Raw genomic sequence first — 21,418 nt, 5'->3', positions numbered from 1 at the left:
TACTAATGTGCACTTATAACTTTTAATACGAACAATAGTACTTGAATTATTTTTCAATTTGAGATATAATACAAACTGAACTTATATTCATATTATAGCACAAACATTCAAGTTTGTAAATAAGTTGTATTGGGGTGATTAGATTGAGAATAAGTAAAACTTTAGAGAATATAATGAACATGTATGCAGATAGCAACTTGAAATTTGAAGAAATTAGTTCAGCTGCAAAACTTATTTTAAGTTTATATAGACAAGTTACCTGGGCAGTAGATAGTAGGGCAAATTTTATGATGTTTGAGAGTAAAGAAAACTATGGATCAACTTCAGAATCTGCTTACTTGTATCTTTCTACATTTACTCCAGAAAGAGTTGAAGAAAAGTTTAATAATAGAGTTTCCAATGTAATGGATAGTAAGCTGATGCTCTTAATAATTTATGATGCTTGTGTTAGGCTAAAAGTTTATCCAGAATATGGAGAAATCTATCATAAGATTATTTATAACTACTACATTGCTGAAAAAAAGATTACTGATGAAGCTTGTATGAGAAGTGTATCTTTAGAGAGAACTGTTTATTATCAAAGAAAGAAGGAAGCAATTGCATTGGTTGGTGTAATAATTTGGGGTTATACTTTACCAACTGCTATTAGCCAACTTGAAGATGGTCGTAGCATTGAAGAAATAATGAACATCTAAGGACTTAATTTATGACGAACTTATTGCGTACTATTTCCGAATGAAAAAAGTACCATATACGAATTTTATGTGTACTTAAGTGCATATATAATATCCATGATGGGTGATTTGCACCTAAATTTAATATTGGCGTTTATTGACTGAAAGAATTTATTTTCTTTCGGTCTTTTTTTATGCCCAGGAGAATATATGCATAGAATTAGAAGCCCTCCTTTTATGTTTTTTTTATCTGCAAAGAAAAAAGACATATTGATTTTAAGGAGGAATACAATGGACAAAGAATATTATTTATTTGTAGAAGGAAAGAAAGTGGTTGTTAGCAAGGAAGTGTATCTTGCTTATCATAGTGAATTGAATAAAGAGAAATATCAAACGAGAAGAGACAGGTTAAATAACTGTTTCTTTTTTTGTTCCTATGATCGTGATGGTAATTTTGAAGAAAATTTAGAAGATCTGGAATTTGATGTTGAAAAAATTATCGAAACAAAGGAAATGATTGAAGAAGTAAGAAGAGCTATTTCTAAACTCAACCCTGTTGAAAGAGACCTAATAGAAAGTCTCTTTTATAAAGAAGAAACAATTAGAGAAGTAGCTGCTAAACTGAATATTTCTCATCCAGCCGTTATTAAAAGGCGTAATAAAGTCTTAGAAAAACTAAAGGAAATGTTAGAAGATTTTTAGATGAAAGTTACCAAAAGGGTCTGATTTTCACTGTTACTTATGCAGTGGGAATTGGACCTTTTCATTTAACCAAATTTTTTTTGAAAATTGGTTACCAAGAAAGACTTCTTTTCACTGTTAAGTATAAGAGGGTAATTTTAAACAATTTTGTTTCATCAAGATAAGTATTTTCTGATGGTCAAATTTTAAAAAGATTAATAACTCTCGATAAATTTTGAACCTTAACAATTGAATAGACCAAGACAAGACATTAATCATTTTTGGAGCGTAATAACCTATCCGCCAAGATCTTTCTGCCGAATAATTCGGCAAAACAAGTACTGCTAAGCTAAAAGCAAGGGAAGAAGAAAGGGAGCGATAAGTAAGAGTTTGAATATAGGGAGGGATACCCTATTCGCTATGAAGAAAATGAGGATAATGATACTTCTAAGGTTGAAGCCGGCTCATCCTGAACAGAGGCGGAGGTGAGATTCCTATGTTGCTAATCCAAGGCACTTGTCAATGTCAAAAAACTTTAATTTTATATTGTGAGGTAAAACCTATGAATACAAAAGAAAAGAAGAAATATAAACCTAAAGAGCAAATATCAAAAGAAGATTATTCTAAAAAAATTACTTACACTCAAAGTGATAAAGAGTCCCTCGACTTACTAGATATTGTTGAGCTTTATTTATGTAGAGCTTGTATAAGACTATAAGCTGGGGTGCTGACTTAAAAACTTGGGTGCGGTAAAATATAAGTGGTAGAAGAACTCCTTAATGACTATTTGCCCAAATACAAATTAAGGAGGTTTTGTGATGGAAAAATTTGCTTGTATGTATCTTCGTTTATCGAGAGAGGATGGAGATAGCACAGAAAGTAATTCTATTTCAAATCAAAGACAGATTATCAAGTCATATGCAAGGGACAATGATTTTAAAGTTGTTGCTGAATATGTAGACGATGGTTTTTCAGGATCTAATTTTGACAGACCAAAATTTAAGAAGATGATTCAAGATCTTGAAGAAAAGAAGTTCAAGACAATTATTGTGAAGGACTTATCCCGTTTTGGGAGGGATTATATCGAATCAGGTAAATATCTACAAAAGATATTCCCAGAAAAAGGTATAAGATTTATATCCGTAAACGATAACTATGACAGTGAAAATGCAGATGTAAGCGATACACACCTAATTCTTCCTATAAGAAACTTTATTAATGATTCTTATTGTAGGGATATTTCTATGAAGGTTAAATCTTCAAAAGAAATTAAAAGAAAAAATGGTGAATTTATTGGTGCATTTGCTCCTTTTGGTTATAAGAAGGATATCAAAAACAAACATAAGTTAGTCGTTGATACAGAAGTTTCACATATAATTGAAAGAATCTTCAATATGAAGATAGACGGTTATTCGTCTAAGGCTATTGCAGATTTTTTAAATAGCATAGGTTGTGTAACACCATCTAAGCATAAAGAAAATTCTGGTGATAATCATACTACTGGTTTTATTGTTAAAGACTCTAAATGGGACGCAAAAATGGTCAATAGGATTATTACAAACAAGGTCTATATAGGAGTGCTTGAACAAGGGAAAACTAGAAAACTAAATTACAAGTCTAAGAGAGAAGTAGAAGTAAATGAAGAAGATTGGATTGTAATAAACGACTCTCATAAGCCTATTATTTCAAAAAGCATTTATGCTTTGGCTAATAAGATGATGCTCCGAGATGTAAAACAATCAGCAGATATACCACATATTTTATCAGGAATGCTTTATTGCAAAGATTGTGGATCTTCAATGGTTAGAAGAAAGGTTAAGTCCAAGAATGGATATAATATTTTTTATATTTGTTCTCACTATAATAACAAAGGAGATTGCACAAGACATAGTATAAAAGAAGACTATCTACTTGATATGACTCTTTTTGCACTTAAAGATTATTTAAAAAAATACAATGAATTACTAAGTCAAGTTAATAAGTTAGATGTATCAAAAGTTACATTTAATATTGACTTTGAAAGCTTAAACTCAGAAAAGAGAAAGTACGAAAGACTTAGACAATCTTTATATATGGACTTAGAAGATGAACTTATAACTTCTGAAGAGTTTGAAAGATTTAGAAAAAATTATCTTATTAAAATCAGGGAAATAGAGAAACAAATTGCTACAAAAAAAAATATACTTGCCAACTTGCAAGAAAAGATGAAAAACAAGGACAGTTTGGTTTCCGAAATTGTTCCCACTGATTTAAGCAGTCTAAATAGACTAACAATTGTATCATTTATAGATAGAATTGAAATCGGAGAAAATAATGAGATTAATTTTGTCTTTAATAATTTGGAAACAGTTAACTTACTGAAGACCCTTATAAAAGAAGAAAGTGAAAGTAAGTCCGAAGTAAAGAAGAATTTGATTTCAATAAATAAGGTATTTGGAAATGCTCTTGAAAATAAGACTCCAATGCAATTAGCTGGAGGTGTTTTATAATGGCAAGAACTTCCAAAAGATATATTGAAAAGAAAAGCGAAAAGACAGAAAGAAAAGTTTTTAAGGCCGGAATTTATACAAGGCTATCTAACGAAAGAACAGAAGAGTGGAGAGAAAAATCATACTCAATTGAAACTCAAATCTTGTCTTGTAAAGAATATGCATTAAAAGAAAATATAGATGTTTTAGAAGTTTACACTGACTATGAATATAGTGGTACAAACTTTGAAAGACCATCATTTCAGAATATGATGCAAGATATTAGAGATAGAAGAATCAATTGTATTATTATCAGAGATTTATCAAGACTTGGAAGAGAATATCTCGAAATGGGAAGATTGATTGATAAAGTTTTTCCATTTTTAGGTGTTAGATTTATTTCAGTTAATGATAAATTGGACACAGTCAAAGAAACAGATTCAAAGAAATCTTTTGAGGTTACTCTTAAAAATATTATCAACGATATGTATGCTAAGGATATTTCAGTTAAGATAAAGACCTCAAAACACAATAGAGCAAGAAACGGATACTTTATTGGTTCTGTTCCTCCTTATGGGTACAAGATTAAAAAAACAAAAGAAGGTCAAAAGCTTGTAATTGATGAAAATGTTAGATTTATTGTAGAAGAGATGTTTGATTTAACTCTTCAAGGCAAAAGCCAATATGAAGTAGCAAAGCATTTTAATGAAAAAGGGTATGCTCCTGGAATGATTTACTATAAAACTGGGAGAGTTTACCGACAAGATGATGATCCTGAATGGAATAAAGGGACAATTTCTAAAATGCTTACAAACCCAGCTTATACGGGGACTTTAGTACAAGGAGTTAAACAACAAAATCTTGCAAAAGGAATTAAACAACATTTTGTAGATGAAAGTCAGTATATAATTTGTGAGAATGCACATGAAGCAATCATTTCTAAGGAAGCTCACGAAAGAATCTTACGAGAAAGACAAGAAAGAAAGAAAAATCATGTTTTCAGTTCGCCAATGCACAATTTTGAAAATAGGGACTATGAGAACAGATTTAAAGGTCTTGTAATCAATAATAATACTGGCAAAGAACTTAATAGAAGAACTCGTATCTATGGTAAGAATAGAGATAGACTTTACTATTCATTTCAGAATGAGAGATTTAGTGGAAGTATAAAACCCGAAAAATCAGTATTCATTATGGAAAGAGATTTGGATCAGGCTATTAGTGATAAGATTTCTGAGTTTATTATGAAGACAACTAGCAAGACAAAATTTGTTAACCGAATTAAAGCTAGATTTAATAAATCAATAGATACTTTTAAGAAAGACATTGAAAATCTTAAAAGAAAAAATCTAAATGAAGAAAATATCATTCAAAGAGCCTATGAAGAATACAGTTTAGGTAAGATTGATAGAGATGAGTATCTATTAAGGAGAGAGATTGCTCAAAGTCATATGTCTACATTTGATAACGAAATTTCAGCAATTGAAGTTAATATCTCAAAGCTTAAAAAAGAAAGATTAAAATCAACAAAATGGATAAATGATTTATATGCTTCAAAGAATTTGGAAAAGCTACCTGGTGATTTAATCCATAGCTTAATTGAAAAAATAATAGTTTATGATAAACACGAATTTGAAATAGTCTTTAAATTCAATATAGATAATTTGGTAGGAGGAACAGACGATGAGTAAGATTGCTCTTTATATTAGATTATCTGTTGAAGATATGATAAAGACTGATGAGAGTGAAAGTATCATAAACCAAAGAGCATATCTAAACGATTATCTAGACAAGAATGAAGAATTTAAGAACTTCACAAGAGAAGAATATGTCGATGACGGATATTCTGGAACAAATGAAAATAGACCAGCCTTTCAAAGAATGCTTGAAGATGTAAAGAAAAATAATATCCAGACGATAATTGTAAAAGACTTGTCCAGATTTATGAGAGATTATATAACACTTGGAGATTATCTTGAAAATATATTTCCATTTCTAGGAGTTAGATTTATCGCCATAAATGATGGCTATGATAGTGACAAAGAAAAAGGAAATGGAACAGATTTAGATATTCAATTCAAAGGACTATTATATGATTTCTACACAAAAGATATTTCTGAAAAGGTAAAGTCATCTATGACCACACTTAAAAAACAAGGAAAGTTTTTAGCTTGGAGTCCACCATTGGGATATATGAAAGATCCTAATGATAGACATAAAATCATAGTTGATGAAGAAACTGCTTGGATAGTAAAGAAGATATTCAAACTTGCACTTGATGGTATATCTTCAAGAAATATAGCTAAGATATTAAATGAGGAAAAAATTCCGACACCATCAAAAAGAAAGAGTGAATTAACAAATCTTGATTTTGAGTATTCAATAATTAGAACTGCAAAAAAACCTAGACCAACTTGGACTAATGGCAATGTAATAGATGTATTAGCAAATGAAAATTATACTGGAACTTACACTTTCAATATGCAAGATAAGTCAGTATTAAATCCATCTTCTTTTAAATTCAAACCAAAAGAAGAATGGGGAAGAGTTGAAAATAATCATGAAGCTATTATTTCTAGAGAAGACTTTGAAAAAGTTCAAAAGATAAAAGAGAAGAATCTGTTTATGAAAGGTAAAAATACCGATTATGAATGGAGAAAGAAATCTCCGCTACAAGGTTTTGCAAAATGTCCAACTTGCAATCACATTTTAGGATGTGTTCAATCAAAAAGAAAACGACAAGATGGAAGCATAAGAGTTCACACATATTTTACTTGTAGGATATGTAAGTGTAATAATGTAAAACATAAGAACTCAAGAGCAGGAAGCCTTGAAGATCAAGTATTTGAAGCAATAAAAGAAAAATACGGTTTAGAAGATCCAATCAAGGATGAAAAAGTAAAAGTTAAACCTATGGAAAAATCTATCGAAGATCTTGAAGCTAAAAAAATGCAAAGTTTTGAAAAGTATAAATTGGGCAAGATGAATAGACAAAAATTCATTGACTCTAAAAATTCGATAGATGAAGAAATACAAGCAATAAAAGAAAAAATACAAAAAGCAAAAGAAGAAAAAGAAGTAATAGACAACACTAAACTTACCAGAGAATTGATGGAGAAATATATAGACTCAGTATTCTGTGAAGGAAACGAAGTGTTGAACATAATATGGAAGTAGCAAAGGGAGTGAGCAATCACTCTCTTTTAAATTACATAACAATAACCTCTTTTTTGTCATAAGCTTGACATGAGAGGGAACAGGGAATTTCTTTGCGGCTATGCCAAAACACTTAAGAGAAAAGAGTGAGTTGTATGGCGTAGAGTTAGATACTATTACAGGAGCTATTGCCAAACACCTTCATCCTAATAGTCATATTGAAATTAAGGGATTTGAGACGGTGGCTTTTAACGACAATAGTTTTGATTTGGTGATTTCAAATGTGCCCTTTGCCAATATACGAATTGCGGATAATAGGTACGATAGGCCTTACATGATTCATGACTACTTTGTCAAAAAGTCACTTGATTTGCTTCATGATGGTGGACAAGTAGCGATTATCTCTTCCACAGGAACTATGGATAAGCGAACAGAAAACATCTTACAAGATATTCGTGAGACAACTGAATTTCTTGGTGGGGTTCGACTGCCTGACTCTGCCTTTAAGGCCATTGCAGGAACGAGTGTCACAACGGATATGTTATTCTTCCAGAAACACTTAGACAAGGGATATGTGGCAGACGATTTAGCCTTTTCAGGTTCCATTCGCTATGACAAGGATAGTCGCATTTGGCTCAATCCTTATTTTGATGGAGAATACAATAGCCAGGTGCTAGGAACCTACGAGGTCAGGAATTTTAACGGAGGAACACTTTCTGTTAAGGGGACTAGTGATGACTTGATTGCAAGTGTTGAAACAGCTCTAAATCACGTTAAGGCCCCAAGAGAGATTGATAGAAATGAGGTCATCATTAACCCAGATGTGTTGACCAAACAAGTCAATGATACCTCCATTCCAGCTGAAATGAGGGAAAATCTAGGTCAGTACAGTTTTGGTTATCAGGGGTCTACAGTTTACTATCGAGATAACAAAGGCATTCGAGTCGGAACCAAGACGGAAGAAATCAGTTACTATGTCGATGAAGAGGGCAACTTCAAAGCATGGGACACCAAACATTCTCAAAAGCAGATTGATCGCTTTAATGCCTTAGAAGTGACTGATAACACTGCTCTGGATGTCTATGTGACCGATGATGCAGCCAAACGTGGTCAGTTTAAGGGGTATTATAAAAAGACAGTTTTCTATGAAGCTCCATTGTCTTATAAAGAAGTGGCACGTATCAAAGGAATGGTCGATATTCGCAATGCCTACCAAGAAGTTATTGCCATTCAACGCTATTATGACTATGATAAGGAGACCTTTAACCACTTGTTAGGCAAACTCAATCGTACCTATGATAGCTTTGTCAAACACTATGGGTATTTGAATAGTGCTGTGAACCGCAATCTTTTTGATAGTGATGATAAGTATTCGCTTCTTGCTAGTTTGGAAGATGAAAGTCTGGATCCAAGTGGAAAGTCTGTTATCTATACTAAATCCCTTGCCTTTGAGAAGGCTCTAGTGCGTCCTGAAAAAGAGGTTAAAAAGGTGCATACTGCCCTTGATGCCTTAAATTCGAGCTTGGCTGACGGACGAGGTGTTGATTTCGCTTATATGATGTCTATCTATCAGGTTGAATCGCAGATGACCTTGATTGAGGAGTTAGGCGACCTCATTATGCCTGATCCTGAGAAGTATTTGAATGGAGAATTGACCTATGTTTCTCGCCAAGACTTTCTTTCAGGGGATGTCGTCACTAAGTTAGAAGTGGTAGATCTATTCGTCAAACAAGACAATCAGGACTTTAACTGGTCACATTATGCGGGACTTCTAGAAGCTATCAAACCAGCCCGTATTACTTTGGCAGACATTGATTATCGAATCGGTTCACGCTGGATTCCTCTGGCTGTTTATGGAAAATTTGCCCAAGAAACCTTTATGGGGAAAGCCTATGAACTGTCAGACCAAGAAGTAGCGACAGTCCTAGAAGTCAGTCCCATTGACGGGGTTATCACTTACCAATCTAAGTTTGCCTACACCTATTCCAACGCAACGGATAGGAGTTTAGGTGTCCCTGCTTCACGCTATGATAGTGGTCGAAAAATCTTTGAAAATCTCCTGAATTCCAATCAACCAACCATCACAAAACAAGTTGTCGAAGGGGATAAGAAAAAGAATGTGACGGATGTAGAGAAAACAACGGTCCTGCGTGCCAAGGAAACACACCTACAAGAACTCTTTCAAGGTTTTGTAGCAAAGTATCCAGAAGTCCAACAAATGATTGAAGACACCTATAATAGGCTCTACAATCGTACGGTATCAAAGTCCTATGATGGTAGTCATTTAACCATTGATGGACTTGCTCAGAATATCTCCTTACGTCCTCACCAAAAGAATGCCATTCAACGAATTGTCGAGGAAAAACGTGCTCTACTAGCTCATGAAGTTGGTTCAGGTAAAACACTTACCATGCTTGGGGCAGGATTCAAACTGAAAGAACTCGGAATGGTACATAAACCACTTTATGTGGTGCCGTCTAGTCTGACTGCTCAGTTTGGTCAAGAAATCATGAAATTTTTCCCTACCAAGAAAGTCTATGTGACTACTAAGAAAGACTTTGCCAAAGCCAAACGCAAGCAGTTTGTGTCCCGTATTATTACAGGGGACTATGATGCCATTGTCATTGGGGATTCACAATTTGAGAAGATACCGATGAGTCGTGAAAAACAGGTCACCTATATCAATGACAAACTTGAGCAACTCCGAGAAATCAAGCTAGGAAGTGACAGTGATTACACGGTGAAAGAAGCGGAACGTTCGATTAAGGGATTAGAACACCAGTTGGAAGAACTCCAAAAACTAGAGCGAGATACCTTTATTGAGTTTGAAAACCTTGGAATTGATTTTCTTTTTGTGGATGAGGCTCATCACTTCAAGAATATCCGTCCAATCACTGGACTTGGGAATGTAGCTGGAATCACCAACACAACTTCTAAAAAGAACGTGGATATGGAGATGAAGGTGAGACAAGTACAGGCAGAGCATGGAGATAGAAATGTCGTTTTTGCGACAGGAACACCAGTTTCTAACTCTATTAGTGAACTTTTCACCATGATGGATTACATTCAACCTGATGTCTTGGAACGATACCTGGTATCAAATTTTGACTCCTGGGTTGGGGCTTTTGGGAATATCGAAAACTCCATGGAACTAGCCCCGACAGGAGATAAGTACCAACCCAAGAAACGGTTCAAGAAATTTGTCAACCTTCCTGAACTCATGCGAATCTACAAGGAAACTGCCGATATTCAGACCTCAGACATGCTTGATTTACCAGTACCGGAAGCTAAGATTATTGCGGTGGAAAGCGAGTTAACGCAAGCTCAGAAATACTATTTGGAAGAGCTGGTAAAGCGTTCAGACGCTATCAAGTCAGGTAGTGTTGATCCAAGTAGAGATAACATGCTTAAAATCACAGGAGAAGCCAGAAAACTAGCTATTGATATGCGGTTGATTGACCCTACTTACTCCTTATCGGATAATCAGAAAATCCTTCAAGTAGTCGATAATGTCGAGCGGATTTACCGTGATGGAGCTGGAGACAAAGCCACTCAGATGATTTTCTCAGATATTGGAACCCCTAAAAGTAAGGAAGAAGGGTTTGATGTCTACAATGAACTTAAGGACTTGTTTGTCGATCGAGGGATACCAAAAGAAGAAATTGCCTTTGTCCATGATGCCAATACTGATGAGAAGAAAAACTCTCTGTCACGCAAGGTCAATAGTGGAGAAGTACGGATTCTCATGGCTTCTACGGAAAAAGGGGGAACAGGATTAAACGTCCAATCTCGCATGAAAGCTGTCCACCATTTAGACGTTCCCTGGAGGCCCTCAGACATTGTCCAGCGAAATGGACGACTAATTCGACAAGGAAACATGCACCAGGAGGTAGATATTTATCACTATATTACTAAAGGGAGCTTTGACAATTACCTCTGGCAGACGCAGGAGAATAAGCTAAAGTATATCACCCAGATAATGACCTCAAAAGATCCTGTGAGATCAGCTGAAGACATTGATGAACAAACCATGACCGCCTCAGACTTTAAGGCATTGGCAACTGGGAACCCTTATCTCAAACTCAAAATGGAGTTGGAAAATGAACTGACAGTTTTAGAGAATCAAAAACGAGCCTTTAATCGCTCCAAAGACGAGTATCGCCATACCATTTCCTATAGCGAGAAGCACCTCCCTATTATGGAAAAACGGTTGAGTCAATATGATAAAGATATTGCCCAATCTTTGGCAACAAAGTCGCAAGATTTTGTCATGAGATTTGATAATCAGAAAATGGATAATCGTGCAGAAGCAGGGGACTATCTGCGAAAACTCATTACCTATAACCGCTCAGAGACCAAGGAAGTCAGAACACTTGCAAGCTTTAGAGGATTTGACTTAAAAATGACTACACGAGGTCTTAGTGAGCCCTTACAAGAGACCGTCTCTTTAACGATTGTAGGTGATAACCAATATACAGTCGCTCTTGATTTGAAATCAGACGTGGGAACCATTCAACGGATTAGTAATGCCATTGACCATATAATAGATGACCAAGAAAAGACAGAAGGGCTGGTAAAGGATTTAAAAGATAAGCTACGAGTAGCCAAAGTAGAAGTTGAAAAAGTCTTTCCAAAGGAAGAAGATTATCAACTTGTAAAGGCTAAGTATGATGTTTTAGCTCCCTTGGTTGAAAAAGAAGCAGAAATTGAGGAGATAGATGCAGCTTTGGCCAAGTTTAGTGAAGATACAACACCCCAAATGAAGCAACAAATAGCACTCGAGATATAAGAAAAAAGGCTGACAAATATTTTTGAACGCGGTAAAATGAAGTCAAGAAATCACAAAAGGAGAATAGATCATGGCCCAAACACTAGATGAAATGCGTTATCAACTTGAAGAATGGTTGACACAAGGCTTTACAAGCCCAGAAGATAGGGCAAACTACCAAACTTTAAAGGAACAGTATGAAGATGAAACACTTGATTATAGCTATTCAAAGCGTGAAATCACTGGACAGCTGGAACTCATCATCACAAGTCGTGAGAGTGATTTTCCAAGCTTAGATGAGGTAATGAAAGCGGAATACCTTGACTTGGTTGCCCAACTTGATGAACTTGACCAGGAACAGGCTAGCTACTACCGTAAGCAGTTGCCCTAGAAAGAGGTGTAGGATGTTGGAACAAATTCTACAAAGCCTCCTGATTATCGTAGCAATAGGACTAATGTTGCTTGTCCTTTATCAGATTGTGAAAGTTTCAGGTGCTTTGTTTCTTATAGGACTCATCAGTGGATTAGTCTTTATTGAAATCTATGGAATTTACCTCTTTTTCACAGAGAGAGGTCTCTATACAGAAGATTTAGCCACCAATGGTATTTGGAGTTTTACTGGATTTTTTATAGCTTTAAATCTATTTCTAGTTTTTAGCATTATTATGAAGTGGTGGAAAAATAGAATAGTTTAACATGGAGGATTACCAAATGGTAGTCCTTTTTCTTGTGATAAAATCTCCAAGTTAATCTTGTTATGATGTGGCTATCACTAATAAAGGAGTAAGCCATGTTAAACAAAGTGAAAGCTCGATTTCTGATTGGAGTTGGAGGTTTAATCGCAGTCAGTTTTATGGTCATGATTGGCTACACGATTGGCTCACAATCCGTTTCAAAACAAACAGAGAACCAAATACGAGCAGAAGCAAATAAACTTGTGACAAAGGAAAAGCAGGAAGAAAAAGCAACTGTTTTATCAGATGAGCTTGTCAATGAATTTCTCACTCAATATTTCACCAAGGTTCAGCTGGGTGAAAATAACGCTCGTATCAAGCCTTACATGACAGACTCGGCATTTTCGGAAGAGGAAGCAAATCAGAATAAAGCGATCAATCAAGTTTATAAAGATTATATGCTTGACTACCGATTAGAATCAGCCAGTATCTATGTCAATACAGAAAGCAATGTTGCACTTGCGGAAGTTTCATATCAAGTGAGCTATGTTTCTGATTTGAGTGAGCAACAACAGCGAACCACTCAGACAGAAACCAAGACGGTTATCTTATCCTACTCCAAAGTTTCCGACAAGCTCTTGGTAAATCAAGTAACCATCTGGAATGGAAAACTGGAAGACATGAAAGAAGCAACAGATGGAGCCAATTCCAGCATACCAACGATCCAAGGAACTACAACAAGCGAGAATAACTAGCAGGAGACAGTCTTCTGCTTTTTTTGATAGGGAGACAAGATGACACGAATTAAAGCAGTAAAACAAAAGGCCATTTTAGATGTGGCTGAAAGTCTGGGTTATTCCTTCAGACGTTTATCAGGACAAATTTTTGAACACCCAGACCATGATTCCTTTCGGATTTTTGCCGATACCAATACTTTCAAATGGTTTTCAAGAGATATACAAGGGGATGTGATAGACTTTGTTCAATTAGTAGCAGGTGTTACTTTCAAAGAGGCTGTGTCTTATCTTGAAACTGGAGATTTTGAACAAGCTAAGGTGATAGAAGAAACTTATCAACCGTTTTACTATTATTTGCGTGAAGAACCCTTTCAGCAAGCACGTACTTACTTGAAAGACATCCGTGGACTAAGTAATCAGACTATCAATTCCTTTGGCAGACAAGGATTGCTTGCTCAAGCTACTTATCAAGCGGAGTCAGTTTTAGTGTTTAAAAGCTATGACCATAATGGTAGATTACAGGCCGCAAGCTTTCAGGGTCTCGTCAAAAATGAAGAAAAACACAAACGTGGTTATTTGAAGAAAATCATGAATGGATCTCATGGCCATGTCGGTATTAGTTTCGATATTGGGAATCCCAAGCGACTCATTTTTTGTGAATCCGTTATCGATATGATGAGTTATTATCAGCTTCACCAAAAGCAATTATCCGATGTTCGCCTGATTTCAATGGAAGGCTTAAAACTTTCTGTGATTGCTTATCAGACCTTGCGTCTAGCAGCAGAGGAACAGGGGAAATTGGTATTTCTAGATACAGTAAAACCAAGCAGACTTAGCCATTATCTTCAGGCAATACAAGAGACGACAACCTTTTTTCAAACTCATTCAAACGTCATAACAATGGCTGTTGATAACGATGAAGCAGGAAGAGAATTTTTTCAGAAACTGTCAGATAAAGGACTTCCAATCACCAAAGATTTACCACCATTGCAGGGACTTGAAACAAAGTCAGATTGGAATGATATTGTGAAACAACAGAAAGAAATATCCTTAAGCAATCTTATTCAGTCAGCCCATATACAAGCCATTAAGAATCATCCTCCACCAAAACGAGAGCGTGCTATGGAATTGTGATAACAAAATCAAGTCCACTATCATAATCTAGAAAGTGACAAGGAGGACACCCTATGAGTGCGATTGAACGTCTGGCTGAAAAAGTAGCTAGACAAGAAGAAAAAGTCTCACGTGAGACTGAGAAATTGGAACACTATCGTGACCAACTACAAACTGCAATGTATAGCACCTTTATTAAACGGCAACAATCTAGTCAGTTGTCATTTCATGAAGCACTAGAGCAAGCCTTTGGTAAAGAAACCACACTACACCTAAATTACAGAAATGAGGATATAGAATGAGTAAAACATGGAATTTTGATCAGCCACTAGACGATGTGAAATCAACATCGTCCCATGAAGAACGAGCTAAAATCGCAGCACTCTTCCATAAACAGGATGAAAAACCAATTGAAGAAGTAGATTATGTGGCTGCTTTTGAACAGCAACAAAAGGAGTCAGAATCTAAAGATGTACAAACGCTCGCATCAACCATTAAACAAAGTCAGCCGAAGAAGGTAAATATCACAAGTGACTATAAACAACACTTGGCTGATACCATTGCACAAAACAACAAGGATATTTCCGCCTGTCAGAAGCAAATTGAAGAACTTCATCAATTGATTGATGAAAAGAAAATCCAAAATAAAAAGTTACAGGCTATTTCAGTAGCCATTGATGATTTATAAGTCAGGTAGTCCTATGCGGGCTACCTTTTTACGATTTAAGGAGAAGAAAATGAAATTCTTTAAAAAGAAAAATCAGAACCAGGATCAATTTAAACGACTGATTCATAGACTATCAGAGATGTCAGATACTGAACAAACCAAAGTAGAGCAACTCCTAGATGTGGTTTTTGATCCAAGTTTCAAGCCTAGCAAGAACGTAGAAGTGTCTCGAAACATTACAAACACAGAGGAACATAATCTTGATAAGACAATTCAAGAAGCGAAAAATAAACTGAATACTGAGCAGTTGAAAAAAAACATTGAGAGATTTAGACAAGGTAGGCGAGAGAGCAATAATAACAAATAACAGACCAATTATTTTGGCCTGTTTTTTGAAATATGTGTCATCGTTGAATCGTAACAATATAGTCTAACTAGATTATTATCTCGTGAAGGTTCTACATTGAACATAAAATAATGGTCACGATGGTCTTTCGAATTTTCCTTATTTAGCTTAAAATAGGGCTTTTGAGATTTTGCCATGGCAAGCATAATATCATCTGTTAAGAAAGTAAGTGGAGGGTTCTGTTGCAAAGTTTTAAATCTACTACCAAATAAGGTAGAATAATAGAAAAAGATAGCAGGAGGAATGACGATGAATCCTTTTAAAGGAAAGAAATTTCAGCAGGATGTGATTATTGTAGCCGTGGGCTACTATCTTCGTTATAACCTTAGCTATCGTGAAGTTCAAGAAATCTTATATGATCGTGGCATTAACGTTTCTCATACGACGATTTATCGTTGGGTGCAAGAATATGGCAAACTACTCTATCAAATTTGGAAAAAAAATAAAAAATCCTTTTATTCATGGAAAATGGATGAAACGTACATCAAAATTAAAGGAAAATGGCATTATTTGTATCGAGCCATCGATGCAGATGGTTTAACCTTGGATATTTGGTTACGTAAAAAACGGGACACACAAGCAGCCTATGCTTTTCTTAAGCGGTTAGTGAAGCAGTTTGATGAACCGAAGGTTGTAGTCACAGATAAAGCCCCCTCTATTACAAGTGCCTTTAAGAAACTAAAAGAATACGGCTTTTATCAAGGGACAGAACATCGTACCATTAAATACCTGAATAATTTGATTGAACAAGACCATCGTCCAGTAAAGAGACGCAATAAATTCTATCGAAGTTTACGCACTGCCTCTACCACGATTAAAGGCATGGAAGCCATTCGAGGATTATATAAGAAAACCCGGAAAGAAGGCACTCTCTTCGAGTTTTCGGTCTGTACTGAAATCAAGGTATTATTGGGAATCCCAGCTTAAATCATAGATACCGTAAGGGATTTTATTCTTTATTTAAAACTTTGCAACTGAACCTTTCAGGAGATGCTTTAAGAGGTATTTTATAATTTACGATAGGATATAACTCATATTTTACTCATTGACAAAATATAGATAAAGTTCTATATTAAATATAGATGAATTTCTATGTGGAGGTGAGAATATAGATTATTTAGGATTATCAAAAATTATGAAGGCAATTGCAGAGCCTAATAGACTTCAAATATTAGATATGATTTCAACTGGTGAAAAGTGTGCATGTGATATTTTGGATAATTTTGATTTTACTCATTGACAAAATATAGATAAAGTTCTATATTAAATATAGATGAATTTCTATGTGGAGGTGAGAATATGGATTATTTAGGATTATCAAAAATTATGAAGGCAATTGCAGAGCCTAATAGACTTCAAATATTAGATATGATTTCAACTGGTGAAAAGTGTGCATGTGATATTTTGGATAATTTTGATTTTACTCAGCCGACACTATCACATCATATGAAGGTTTTAATTGAGGCGGGAGTAGTAACCGCACGTAAAGAAGGCAAATGGCAATATTATTCTCTGGTAACAGAGAACATTGAAGAATTTCAAGAATTAATACATCAGATATTGAATACAAAACAAAAAGAAGGAGTTATGTAAAATGAGTAAAGTATCGTTGTACGAACCAGCAATGTGTTGTGACACAGGAGTTTGTGGTCCCGGAGTAGATACAGAATTGCTTCGAGTTTCCTCTATTATTCAAACATTGGAAAAAGCCGATGGTGTAGAAGTAGAGCGTTTTAATTTAACAGGTAACCCTGCGGCATTCGTTGAAAATGAAAAAATTGGGGAGTTGTTACAGTCTAAAGGAGCCGACATACTACCAGTTGTTTTATTAGATGGTGAAATTGTGAAAATGGCTGGTTATCCGTCAAATGAGGAGTTTAGTGTCTATACTGGTGTTAATTTCTCAGAGGATAAGAAAGAAGAACAATCAAATAGTTGCTGCTCTCCATCATCTGGATGTTGCTAAAACTAAGAAACTAAAGCTTATGAGAAGAGATTCTCATAGGCTTTTTTATTAAGTGAGACAGAATCTATTGACAATAGATGGATGAACATCTATACTATATATAGAAGAACTTCTATGTATGGAGGGATGAAAGATGGATTATGAATTAACAGCAAAAGTTTTTAAAGCATTAGGAGACCCAAAAAGGGTTCAAATTGTGGATATGCTCTCTTGTGGTGAGCGTTGTGCATGTGATTTATTAGAGCATTTTGAATTTACACAACCAACGCTTTCCCATCACATGAAAGTGTTAATGAATGCAGGGATTGTTCAAGCCAGAAAATCAGGGACATGGCACAATTATTCATTGAATGCGGAGAATATGAAAGTATTATCTGGTGTCATTCAAACAATCATTCAAAACACAGATGACTGTATTTGTCATACGATTGATAATGCTGCATGTTCTTGTGAGGTTAAATGGAGAGTAACAACTGCTTAGAATGATGATGTTAAATTTAAAGGAGGAAACCAAACATGAAATTGTACCAACCAGATCAGCTACCATTAACAAAGTATCTATTTTTTACAGGAAAGGGAGGTGTTGGTAAAACAACGACTGCTTGTGGCACTGCTACTTATTTAGCAGATAGTGGGAAAAAAGTTATGTTAGTCAGTACCGATCCAGCAAGTAATTTACAAGATGTTTTTCAAACAGAATTAACAAATAAAGGGAAAGAAATTCCAGAAGTTCCGGGATTAACTGTAGCAAATTTTGATCCTGTAACAGCAGCTGATGACTATAAAGAAAGTGTTGTAGGACCATTTAGAGGGAAACTACCTGATTCTGCTTTAGCGAATATGGAGGAACAATTATCTGGTTCTTGTACAGTAGAGATTGCTGCCTTCAATGAATTTTCTGGTTTTTTAACTGATCCAGAAGCAGAGAAAAAGTATGATTATATTATTTTTGATACCGCACCAACAGGTCACACGTTAAGGATGTTACAGTTACCGTCTGCATGGAGTAATTTTATGGATGAAAATACAACAGGAGCTTCATGCTTAGGTCAATTATCTGGTTTAGGTGATAAAAAGGAAATTTATGAGCATGCTGTAGCTACATTAGCTGATGGAGCAAAAACAACTTTAATGCTTGTAACTAGACCACAAAAGGCACCACTTTTAGAAGCAGATCGAGCTTCTAAAGAATTACAAGAGATAGGCATTGAAAATCAAGTTTTATTAGTGAATGGCGTCTTAGAGGAAGCAACAGATAGAGTATCTCAATTGATTTATGATGGACAACAAGAAGCGTTGGCACAAATGCCAGATAGTTTGAAAGCTTTTCCTGAGTACAGTATTCCTTTACGTTCTTACAATGTGACTGGTGTTGAAAATCTACGCCAATTGTTGAAATCCAATCAAGGTGAATTTTTAACTGAAATAGTCACACCAAGAGCATTTCCTAGATTGAAAGACATCGTGAATGAGTTGCATCAATCTGATAAAAAAGTGATTTTTACAATGGGTAAAGGTGGCGTTGGGAAAACGACTATTGCTGCGGCAATTGCCACTGGTTTAGCAGATAAAGGCAAGAAAGTTCATTTGGCTACAACCGATCCAGCTGCTCATTTACAATTTGTGATTTCTGAATCCGATCAAATCAAGGTGAGTCATATCGATGAGGACAAGGAATTAGCAGATTATACAGAAGAAGTATTAAGCAAGGCTCGTGAAACGATGTCACCAGATGATGTTGCTTATGTAGAAGAAGATTTACGTTCGCCTTGTACACAAGAAATCGCTGTATTCAGAGCTTTTGCAGAGATTGTGGATGATGCCGATTGTGATGTGGTAGTTATTGATACCGCACCAACAGGACATACATTACTATTACTTGATTCTACCCAAAGCTACCATAAAGAAGTAGAGCGGACATCTGGTGAAGTACCAGAATCAGTGAAACGTCTCTTACCTCGTTTGCAAGATGGAAAAGAAACCGAAGTGGTCATGGTCACTTTACCTGAAACAACACCTGTTTATGAATCTATGCGACTACAGGAAGACTTGGATCGAGCAGGCATTGCTCATACATGGTGGGTCGTGAATAACAGTATGTTAACAAGTGGTACAACAAATCCAATGTTACTAGTCCGAGCACAAAATGAAAATACATGGATTGATAAAGTAGCAGAATTATCTAATAATCATTATGGGGTTGTAGAATGGCATGCAGAAGAAATCTCTGGAGAAGCACTACACAATATATTGAATTAGAAGCATTTTATTTTTTTTATTGATAGATAGAAATTTTTCTATATTTCTAAACGTATGGGAACCAGTTATCCAATTGCAGCTTCATTATCGTTTACCGCAGCGAGCAATAATTTTGAATTAGCAATTGCGGTAGCAGTTGGCGTATTTGGTATTAATTCAGGGGAAGCCTTTGCAGCAGTAATTGGTCCACTAGTGGAAGTTCCGGTTTTGATTGGTTTAGTAAATGTAGCATTGAAATTTAAGCAAAAATATTTTAAGCAAACTTAAAAAAGGAATGAGGCATCTTTATGAAAATTGTGATTATTGGTTCAGTAGCAGCTGGGACAAGTGTGGCTGCAAAGGCTAGACGAAATACAGAGGAAGCAGAGATTGTTGTCTACGACCAAGACAAGGATATTTCCTATTCAATTTGCGGGATTCCTTATTATATAGGAGATGAAGTTGAAGAGTTAGATAAGTTGACCCCTAGAAATGCTGCATGGTTTAAAAAGCGTTATAATGTAGATATTTTTACAGAGCATCGAGTGACAGCTATTCATCCTGAAACTCAAACGCTTGAGGTTGAGAATCTTCAAACAAAGGAGAAGAAAACCGAATCCTATGATGAATTGGTTTTAGCAACAGGAGCCAAACCGATTGTGCCAGAGATTTTTAAAGCACAGCAAGCTAATAGAAATCTTTTTCATGTTCGTACTATTCAAGATGCTGCTGCCATTCACTCATTTATTGAAAAAGAAAAGCCACAACAAGCTACTATTATTGGTGCAGGCTTTATTGGATTAGAAATGGCAGAGCAATTGGTCCATAAAGGAATAGAGGTAACTATTATTCAACGTGGCAATCAAGTCATGAAACAAATGGATGCTGATATGGCTTATCGTGTCCAAAAGGAGCTTGAAAAGAATCATGTTAAGCTCCAACTGAATACAACAATCACAAAAGTAATAGAGAAGGATGGCTATATTACTGAATTAGCAACCAATCAAGAGCAAACAATCAAATCGGATTTAGTCATTCTTGCAGCTGGTGTTACTCCGAATACTTCACTTATTCAATCGACAACTATTCAATTGGGAAAATCTGGTGCGATTAAAGTGAATAAGAAAATGCAGACAACGGTACCACATATTTATGCGGTAGGAGATGTTTCTGAGAGCTATTCTGTCATTACAGATAAACCAATATATCGTCCACTTGGATCAACTGCTAATAAGATGGGTAGAATTGCTGGTGATATCATCACAGGAGGAACACTGGAACATCGTGGTATTTTAGGAACTGGTATTGTTCGAGTTTTTGATTTAGCGGTTGCATATACTGGTTTAACAGAAAAAGAAGCTAAATTAGAAGGATTAGAGACTGAAGTGACCCCCAAAAGTTGGACATTATATTTTAAGTTAAGGATTGAGTTCTGTATTGCACAGGACTTAGTCCTTTTAATGTAAGTTTGATTCGTTTAGTGTTGTAGTAGTTGATATATTCTGAAATAGCTGTTTTTAATGTTTCGAGGGAAGTAAATTCCTTCTCAAACCCATAAAACATTTCTGTCTTCAATGTTCCAAAAAAAGATTCCATCATGCCGTTATCTAAGCTATTTCCTTTACGCGACATGGACGGTCTCATTCCATGCTCCTCAAGAAAATGATGGTAGTAAGTGTGTTGATATTGCCATCCTTGGTCACTATGTAAAATAGTGCCCTGATAAGTTTGTTCAGGAAAAGCCTCGGAAAGCATCGTTTTAAGTTGTTGTAAGTTTGGCGAGGTAGATAAATGATATGCAATAATCTCACTGTTAAAGCCATCAAGAACTGGTGATAGATACAATTTTTGATCACTAGCAGGAATTGAA

General features: G+C 35.4%; 21 protein-coding genes and 3 pseudogenes. 22 read left to right on the top strand and 2 right to left on the bottom strand.

Annotated features, from left to right (window positions below):
* Nucleotides 1–179: 179 nt before the first annotated feature.
* The 14 genes and pseudogenes from STRPS_RS00270 to STRPS_RS00205 all read left to right on the top strand — a co-directional run bounded on the left by STRPS_RS00270 (nt 180) and on the right by STRPS_RS00205 (nt 15,305).
* Nucleotides 180–695 carry a hypothetical protein gene (locus STRPS_RS00270; RefSeq protein WP_007895946.1) on the top strand — a complete coding sequence of 172 codons (516 nt, stop codon included), beginning with the start codon at nt 180–182 and terminating at the stop codon, nt 693–695.
* A gap of 270 nt (nt 696–965) precedes the next feature.
* A complete protein-coding gene (locus tag STRPS_RS00265; protein ID WP_007891108.1) occupies nt 966–1,376 on the top strand; it encodes a sigma-70 family RNA polymerase sigma factor in 411 nt (136 codons plus the stop codon).
* A 541-nt stretch (nt 1,377–1,917) separates the two neighbouring features.
* Entirely contained in the window at nt 1,918–2,073 is a 156-nt protein-coding gene (locus tag STRPS_RS10660) for a hypothetical protein (protein ID WP_002837550.1), read from the top strand.
* A gap of 100 nt (nt 2,074–2,173) precedes the next feature.
* Nucleotides 2,174–3,844 (top strand): recombinase family protein, encoded by a 1,671-nt coding sequence (locus tag STRPS_RS00255; protein WP_007891058.1) that lies wholly within the window; start codon nt 2,174–2,176, stop codon nt 3,842–3,844.
* Nucleotides 3,844–5,514: a recombinase family protein gene (locus STRPS_RS00250; protein WP_007891000.1), complete on the top strand. Its 1,671-nt coding sequence runs from the start codon at nt 3,844–3,846 to the stop codon at nt 5,512–5,514. Before STRPS_RS00255 ends, STRPS_RS00250 begins: the two co-directional genes overlap by 1 nt.
* Nucleotides 5,507–7,000, top strand: a complete 1,494-nt coding sequence (locus STRPS_RS00245; RefSeq protein WP_007891081.1) for a recombinase family protein — start codon at nt 5,507–5,509, stop codon at nt 6,998–7,000. The genes STRPS_RS00250 and STRPS_RS00245 overlap by 8 nt, the downstream gene beginning before the upstream one ends.
* Nucleotides 7,001–7,076: 76 nt before the next feature.
* A pseudogene (locus tag STRPS_RS00240) lies at nt 7,077–11,768 on the top strand (SNF2-related protein); the annotation flags it as partial.
* A 70-nt stretch (nt 11,769–11,838) separates the two neighbouring features.
* Nucleotides 11,839–12,138, top strand: a complete 300-nt coding sequence (locus STRPS_RS00235) for a DUF5962 family protein (RefSeq protein WP_000079455.1) — start codon at nt 11,839–11,841, stop codon at nt 12,136–12,138.
* Between the two features lie 13 nt (nt 12,139–12,151).
* Nucleotides 12,152–12,442: a DUF5966 family protein gene (locus STRPS_RS00230; protein ID WP_000893087.1), complete on the top strand. Its 291-nt coding sequence runs from the start codon at nt 12,152–12,154 to the stop codon at nt 12,440–12,442.
* 95 nt (nt 12,443–12,537) lie between these two features.
* On the top strand, nt 12,538–13,176 hold the full coding sequence (locus STRPS_RS00225) for a hypothetical protein (RefSeq protein WP_000933071.1): 639 nt from the start codon (nt 12,538–12,540) through the stop codon (nt 13,174–13,176).
* A 39-nt stretch (nt 13,177–13,215) separates the two neighbouring features.
* Nucleotides 13,216–14,292 carry a toprim domain-containing protein gene (locus STRPS_RS00220; RefSeq protein ID WP_000196869.1) on the top strand — a complete coding sequence of 359 codons (1,077 nt, stop codon included), beginning with the start codon at nt 13,216–13,218 and terminating at the stop codon, nt 14,290–14,292.
* Nucleotides 14,293–14,345: 53 nt separating this feature from the next.
* Nucleotides 14,346–14,573: a DUF5965 family protein gene (locus STRPS_RS00215; RefSeq protein WP_001272968.1), complete on the top strand. Its 228-nt coding sequence runs from the start codon at nt 14,346–14,348 to the stop codon at nt 14,571–14,573.
* Nucleotides 14,570–14,959, top strand: a complete 390-nt coding sequence (locus tag STRPS_RS00210) for a DUF5945 family protein (protein ID WP_000048070.1) — start codon at nt 14,570–14,572, stop codon at nt 14,957–14,959. Before STRPS_RS00215 ends, STRPS_RS00210 begins: the two co-directional genes overlap by 4 nt.
* Before the next feature lie 49 nt (nt 14,960–15,008).
* A complete protein-coding gene (locus tag STRPS_RS00205; RefSeq protein WP_000667758.1) occupies nt 15,009–15,305 on the top strand; it encodes a hypothetical protein in 297 nt (98 codons plus the stop codon).
* 8 nt (nt 15,306–15,313) lie between these two features.
* Here STRPS_RS00205 and STRPS_RS10780 read toward each other — a convergent pair whose 3' ends face one another.
* Complete coding sequence (locus STRPS_RS10780; protein ID WP_032514102.1) at nt 15,314–15,595, bottom strand: DUF5960 family protein; 282 nt, start codon at nt 15,593–15,595, stop codon at nt 15,314–15,316.
* Between STRPS_RS10780 and STRPS_RS00200 the strand changes: the two genes are divergently transcribed.
* From STRPS_RS00200 to STRPS_RS00165, 8 genes and pseudogenes are all read left to right on the top strand, one after another.
* Nucleotides 15,594–16,271 (top strand): IS6-like element IS1216 family transposase, encoded by a 678-nt coding sequence (locus STRPS_RS00200; RefSeq protein WP_001067797.1) that lies wholly within the window; start codon nt 15,594–15,596, stop codon nt 16,269–16,271. The two genes, STRPS_RS10780 and STRPS_RS00200, sit on opposite strands and share 2 nt — an antisense overlap.
* Before the next feature lie 208 nt (nt 16,272–16,479).
* Nucleotides 16,480–16,584 carry an ArsR family transcriptional regulator gene (locus tag STRPS_RS00195; RefSeq protein WP_017648109.1) on the top strand — a complete coding sequence of 35 codons (105 nt, stop codon included), beginning with the start codon at nt 16,480–16,482 and terminating at the stop codon, nt 16,582–16,584.
* A 59-nt stretch (nt 16,585–16,643) separates the two neighbouring features.
* Nucleotides 16,644–16,937, top strand: coding sequence for an ArsR/SmtB family transcription factor (locus STRPS_RS00190; RefSeq protein ID WP_000385048.1), 294 nt, complete (start codon nt 16,644–16,646; stop codon nt 16,935–16,937).
* Nucleotide 16,938: 1 nt separating this feature from the next.
* The gene (gene arsD, locus STRPS_RS00185; protein WP_000049327.1) at nt 16,939–17,310 is read left to right on the top strand and encodes an arsenite efflux transporter metallochaperone ArsD; all 372 of its coding nucleotides are present in this window, start codon (nt 16,939–16,941) and stop codon (nt 17,308–17,310) included.
* A 133-nt stretch (nt 17,311–17,443) separates the two neighbouring features.
* Nucleotides 17,444–17,791 (top strand): As(III)-sensing metalloregulatory transcriptional repressor ArsR, encoded by a 348-nt coding sequence (gene arsR, locus STRPS_RS00180; RefSeq protein ID WP_000384355.1) that lies wholly within the window; start codon nt 17,444–17,446, stop codon nt 17,789–17,791.
* 35 nt (nt 17,792–17,826) lie between these two features.
* The gene (arsA, locus tag STRPS_RS00175) at nt 17,827–19,569 is read left to right on the top strand and encodes an arsenite efflux transporter ATPase subunit ArsA (protein ID WP_000781150.1); all 1,743 of its coding nucleotides are present in this window, start codon (nt 17,827–17,829) and stop codon (nt 19,567–19,569) included.
* A gap of 36 nt (nt 19,570–19,605) precedes the next feature.
* Nucleotides 19,606–19,836: pseudogene (locus STRPS_RS00170) on the top strand (arsenic resistance protein); the annotation flags it as partial.
* 20 nt (nt 19,837–19,856) lie between these two features.
* Nucleotides 19,857–20,936, top strand: a pseudogene (locus tag STRPS_RS00165) (NAD(P)/FAD-dependent oxidoreductase); the annotation flags it as partial.
* Nucleotides 20,937–20,961: 25 nt separating this feature from the next.
* Here STRPS_RS00165 and STRPS_RS00160 read toward each other — a convergent pair.
* On the bottom strand, nt 20,962–21,418 hold a 457-nt coding region (locus STRPS_RS00160; RefSeq protein ID WP_037598823.1), incomplete at its 5' end, for an IS3 family transposase.

Origin of the sequence: Streptococcus pseudoporcinus LQ 940-04 (assembly GCF_000188035.1) — a bacterium.
Classification (GTDB): Bacteria; Bacillota; Bacilli; order Lactobacillales; family Streptococcaceae; genus Streptococcus; species Streptococcus pseudoporcinus.
The sequence above is the reverse complement of the archived record's forward strand: the minus strand, read 5'-3'. Positions and strand labels throughout refer to the sequence as shown.

What these genes read in the sequence shown, in the direction of transcription:
- STRPS_RS00270 (WP_007895946.1), top strand. Translation starts at nt 180, where the DNA reads ATGTATGCAGATAGCAACTTGAAATTTGAAGAAATTAGTTCAGCTGCA.
- STRPS_RS00265 (WP_007891108.1), top strand. Translation starts at nt 966, where the DNA reads ATGGACAAAGAATATTATTTATTTGTAGAAGGAAAGAAAGTGGTTGTT.
- STRPS_RS10660 (WP_002837550.1), top strand. Translation starts at nt 1,918, where the DNA reads ATGAATACAAAAGAAAAGAAGAAATATAAACCTAAAGAGCAAATATCA.
- STRPS_RS00255 (WP_007891058.1), top strand. Translation starts at nt 2,174, where the DNA reads ATGGAAAAATTTGCTTGTATGTATCTTCGTTTATCGAGAGAGGATGGA.
- STRPS_RS00250 (WP_007891000.1), top strand. Translation starts at nt 3,844, where the DNA reads ATGGCAAGAACTTCCAAAAGATATATTGAAAAGAAAAGCGAAAAGACA.
- STRPS_RS00245 (WP_007891081.1), top strand. Translation starts at nt 5,507, where the DNA reads ATGAGTAAGATTGCTCTTTATATTAGATTATCTGTTGAAGATATGATA.
- STRPS_RS00235 (WP_000079455.1), top strand. Translation starts at nt 11,839, where the DNA reads ATGGCCCAAACACTAGATGAAATGCGTTATCAACTTGAAGAATGGTTG.
- STRPS_RS00230 (WP_000893087.1), top strand. Translation starts at nt 12,152, where the DNA reads ATGTTGGAACAAATTCTACAAAGCCTCCTGATTATCGTAGCAATAGGA.
- STRPS_RS00225 (WP_000933071.1), top strand. Translation starts at nt 12,538, where the DNA reads ATGTTAAACAAAGTGAAAGCTCGATTTCTGATTGGAGTTGGAGGTTTA.
- STRPS_RS00220 (WP_000196869.1), top strand. Translation starts at nt 13,216, where the DNA reads ATGACACGAATTAAAGCAGTAAAACAAAAGGCCATTTTAGATGTGGCT.
- STRPS_RS00215 (WP_001272968.1), top strand. Translation starts at nt 14,346, where the DNA reads ATGAGTGCGATTGAACGTCTGGCTGAAAAAGTAGCTAGACAAGAAGAA.
- STRPS_RS00210 (WP_000048070.1), top strand. Translation starts at nt 14,570, where the DNA reads ATGAGTAAAACATGGAATTTTGATCAGCCACTAGACGATGTGAAATCA.
- STRPS_RS00205 (WP_000667758.1), top strand. Translation starts at nt 15,009, where the DNA reads ATGAAATTCTTTAAAAAGAAAAATCAGAACCAGGATCAATTTAAACGA.
- STRPS_RS00200 (WP_001067797.1), top strand. Translation starts at nt 15,594, where the DNA reads ATGAATCCTTTTAAAGGAAAGAAATTTCAGCAGGATGTGATTATTGTA.
- STRPS_RS00195 (WP_017648109.1), top strand. Translation starts at nt 16,480, where the DNA reads ATGAAGGCAATTGCAGAGCCTAATAGACTTCAAATATTAGATATGATT.
- STRPS_RS00190 (WP_000385048.1), top strand. Translation starts at nt 16,644, where the DNA reads ATGGATTATTTAGGATTATCAAAAATTATGAAGGCAATTGCAGAGCCT.
- arsD (WP_000049327.1), top strand. Translation starts at nt 16,939, where the DNA reads ATGAGTAAAGTATCGTTGTACGAACCAGCAATGTGTTGTGACACAGGA.
- arsR (WP_000384355.1), top strand. Translation starts at nt 17,444, where the DNA reads ATGGATTATGAATTAACAGCAAAAGTTTTTAAAGCATTAGGAGACCCA.
- arsA (WP_000781150.1), top strand. Translation starts at nt 17,827, where the DNA reads ATGAAATTGTACCAACCAGATCAGCTACCATTAACAAAGTATCTATTT.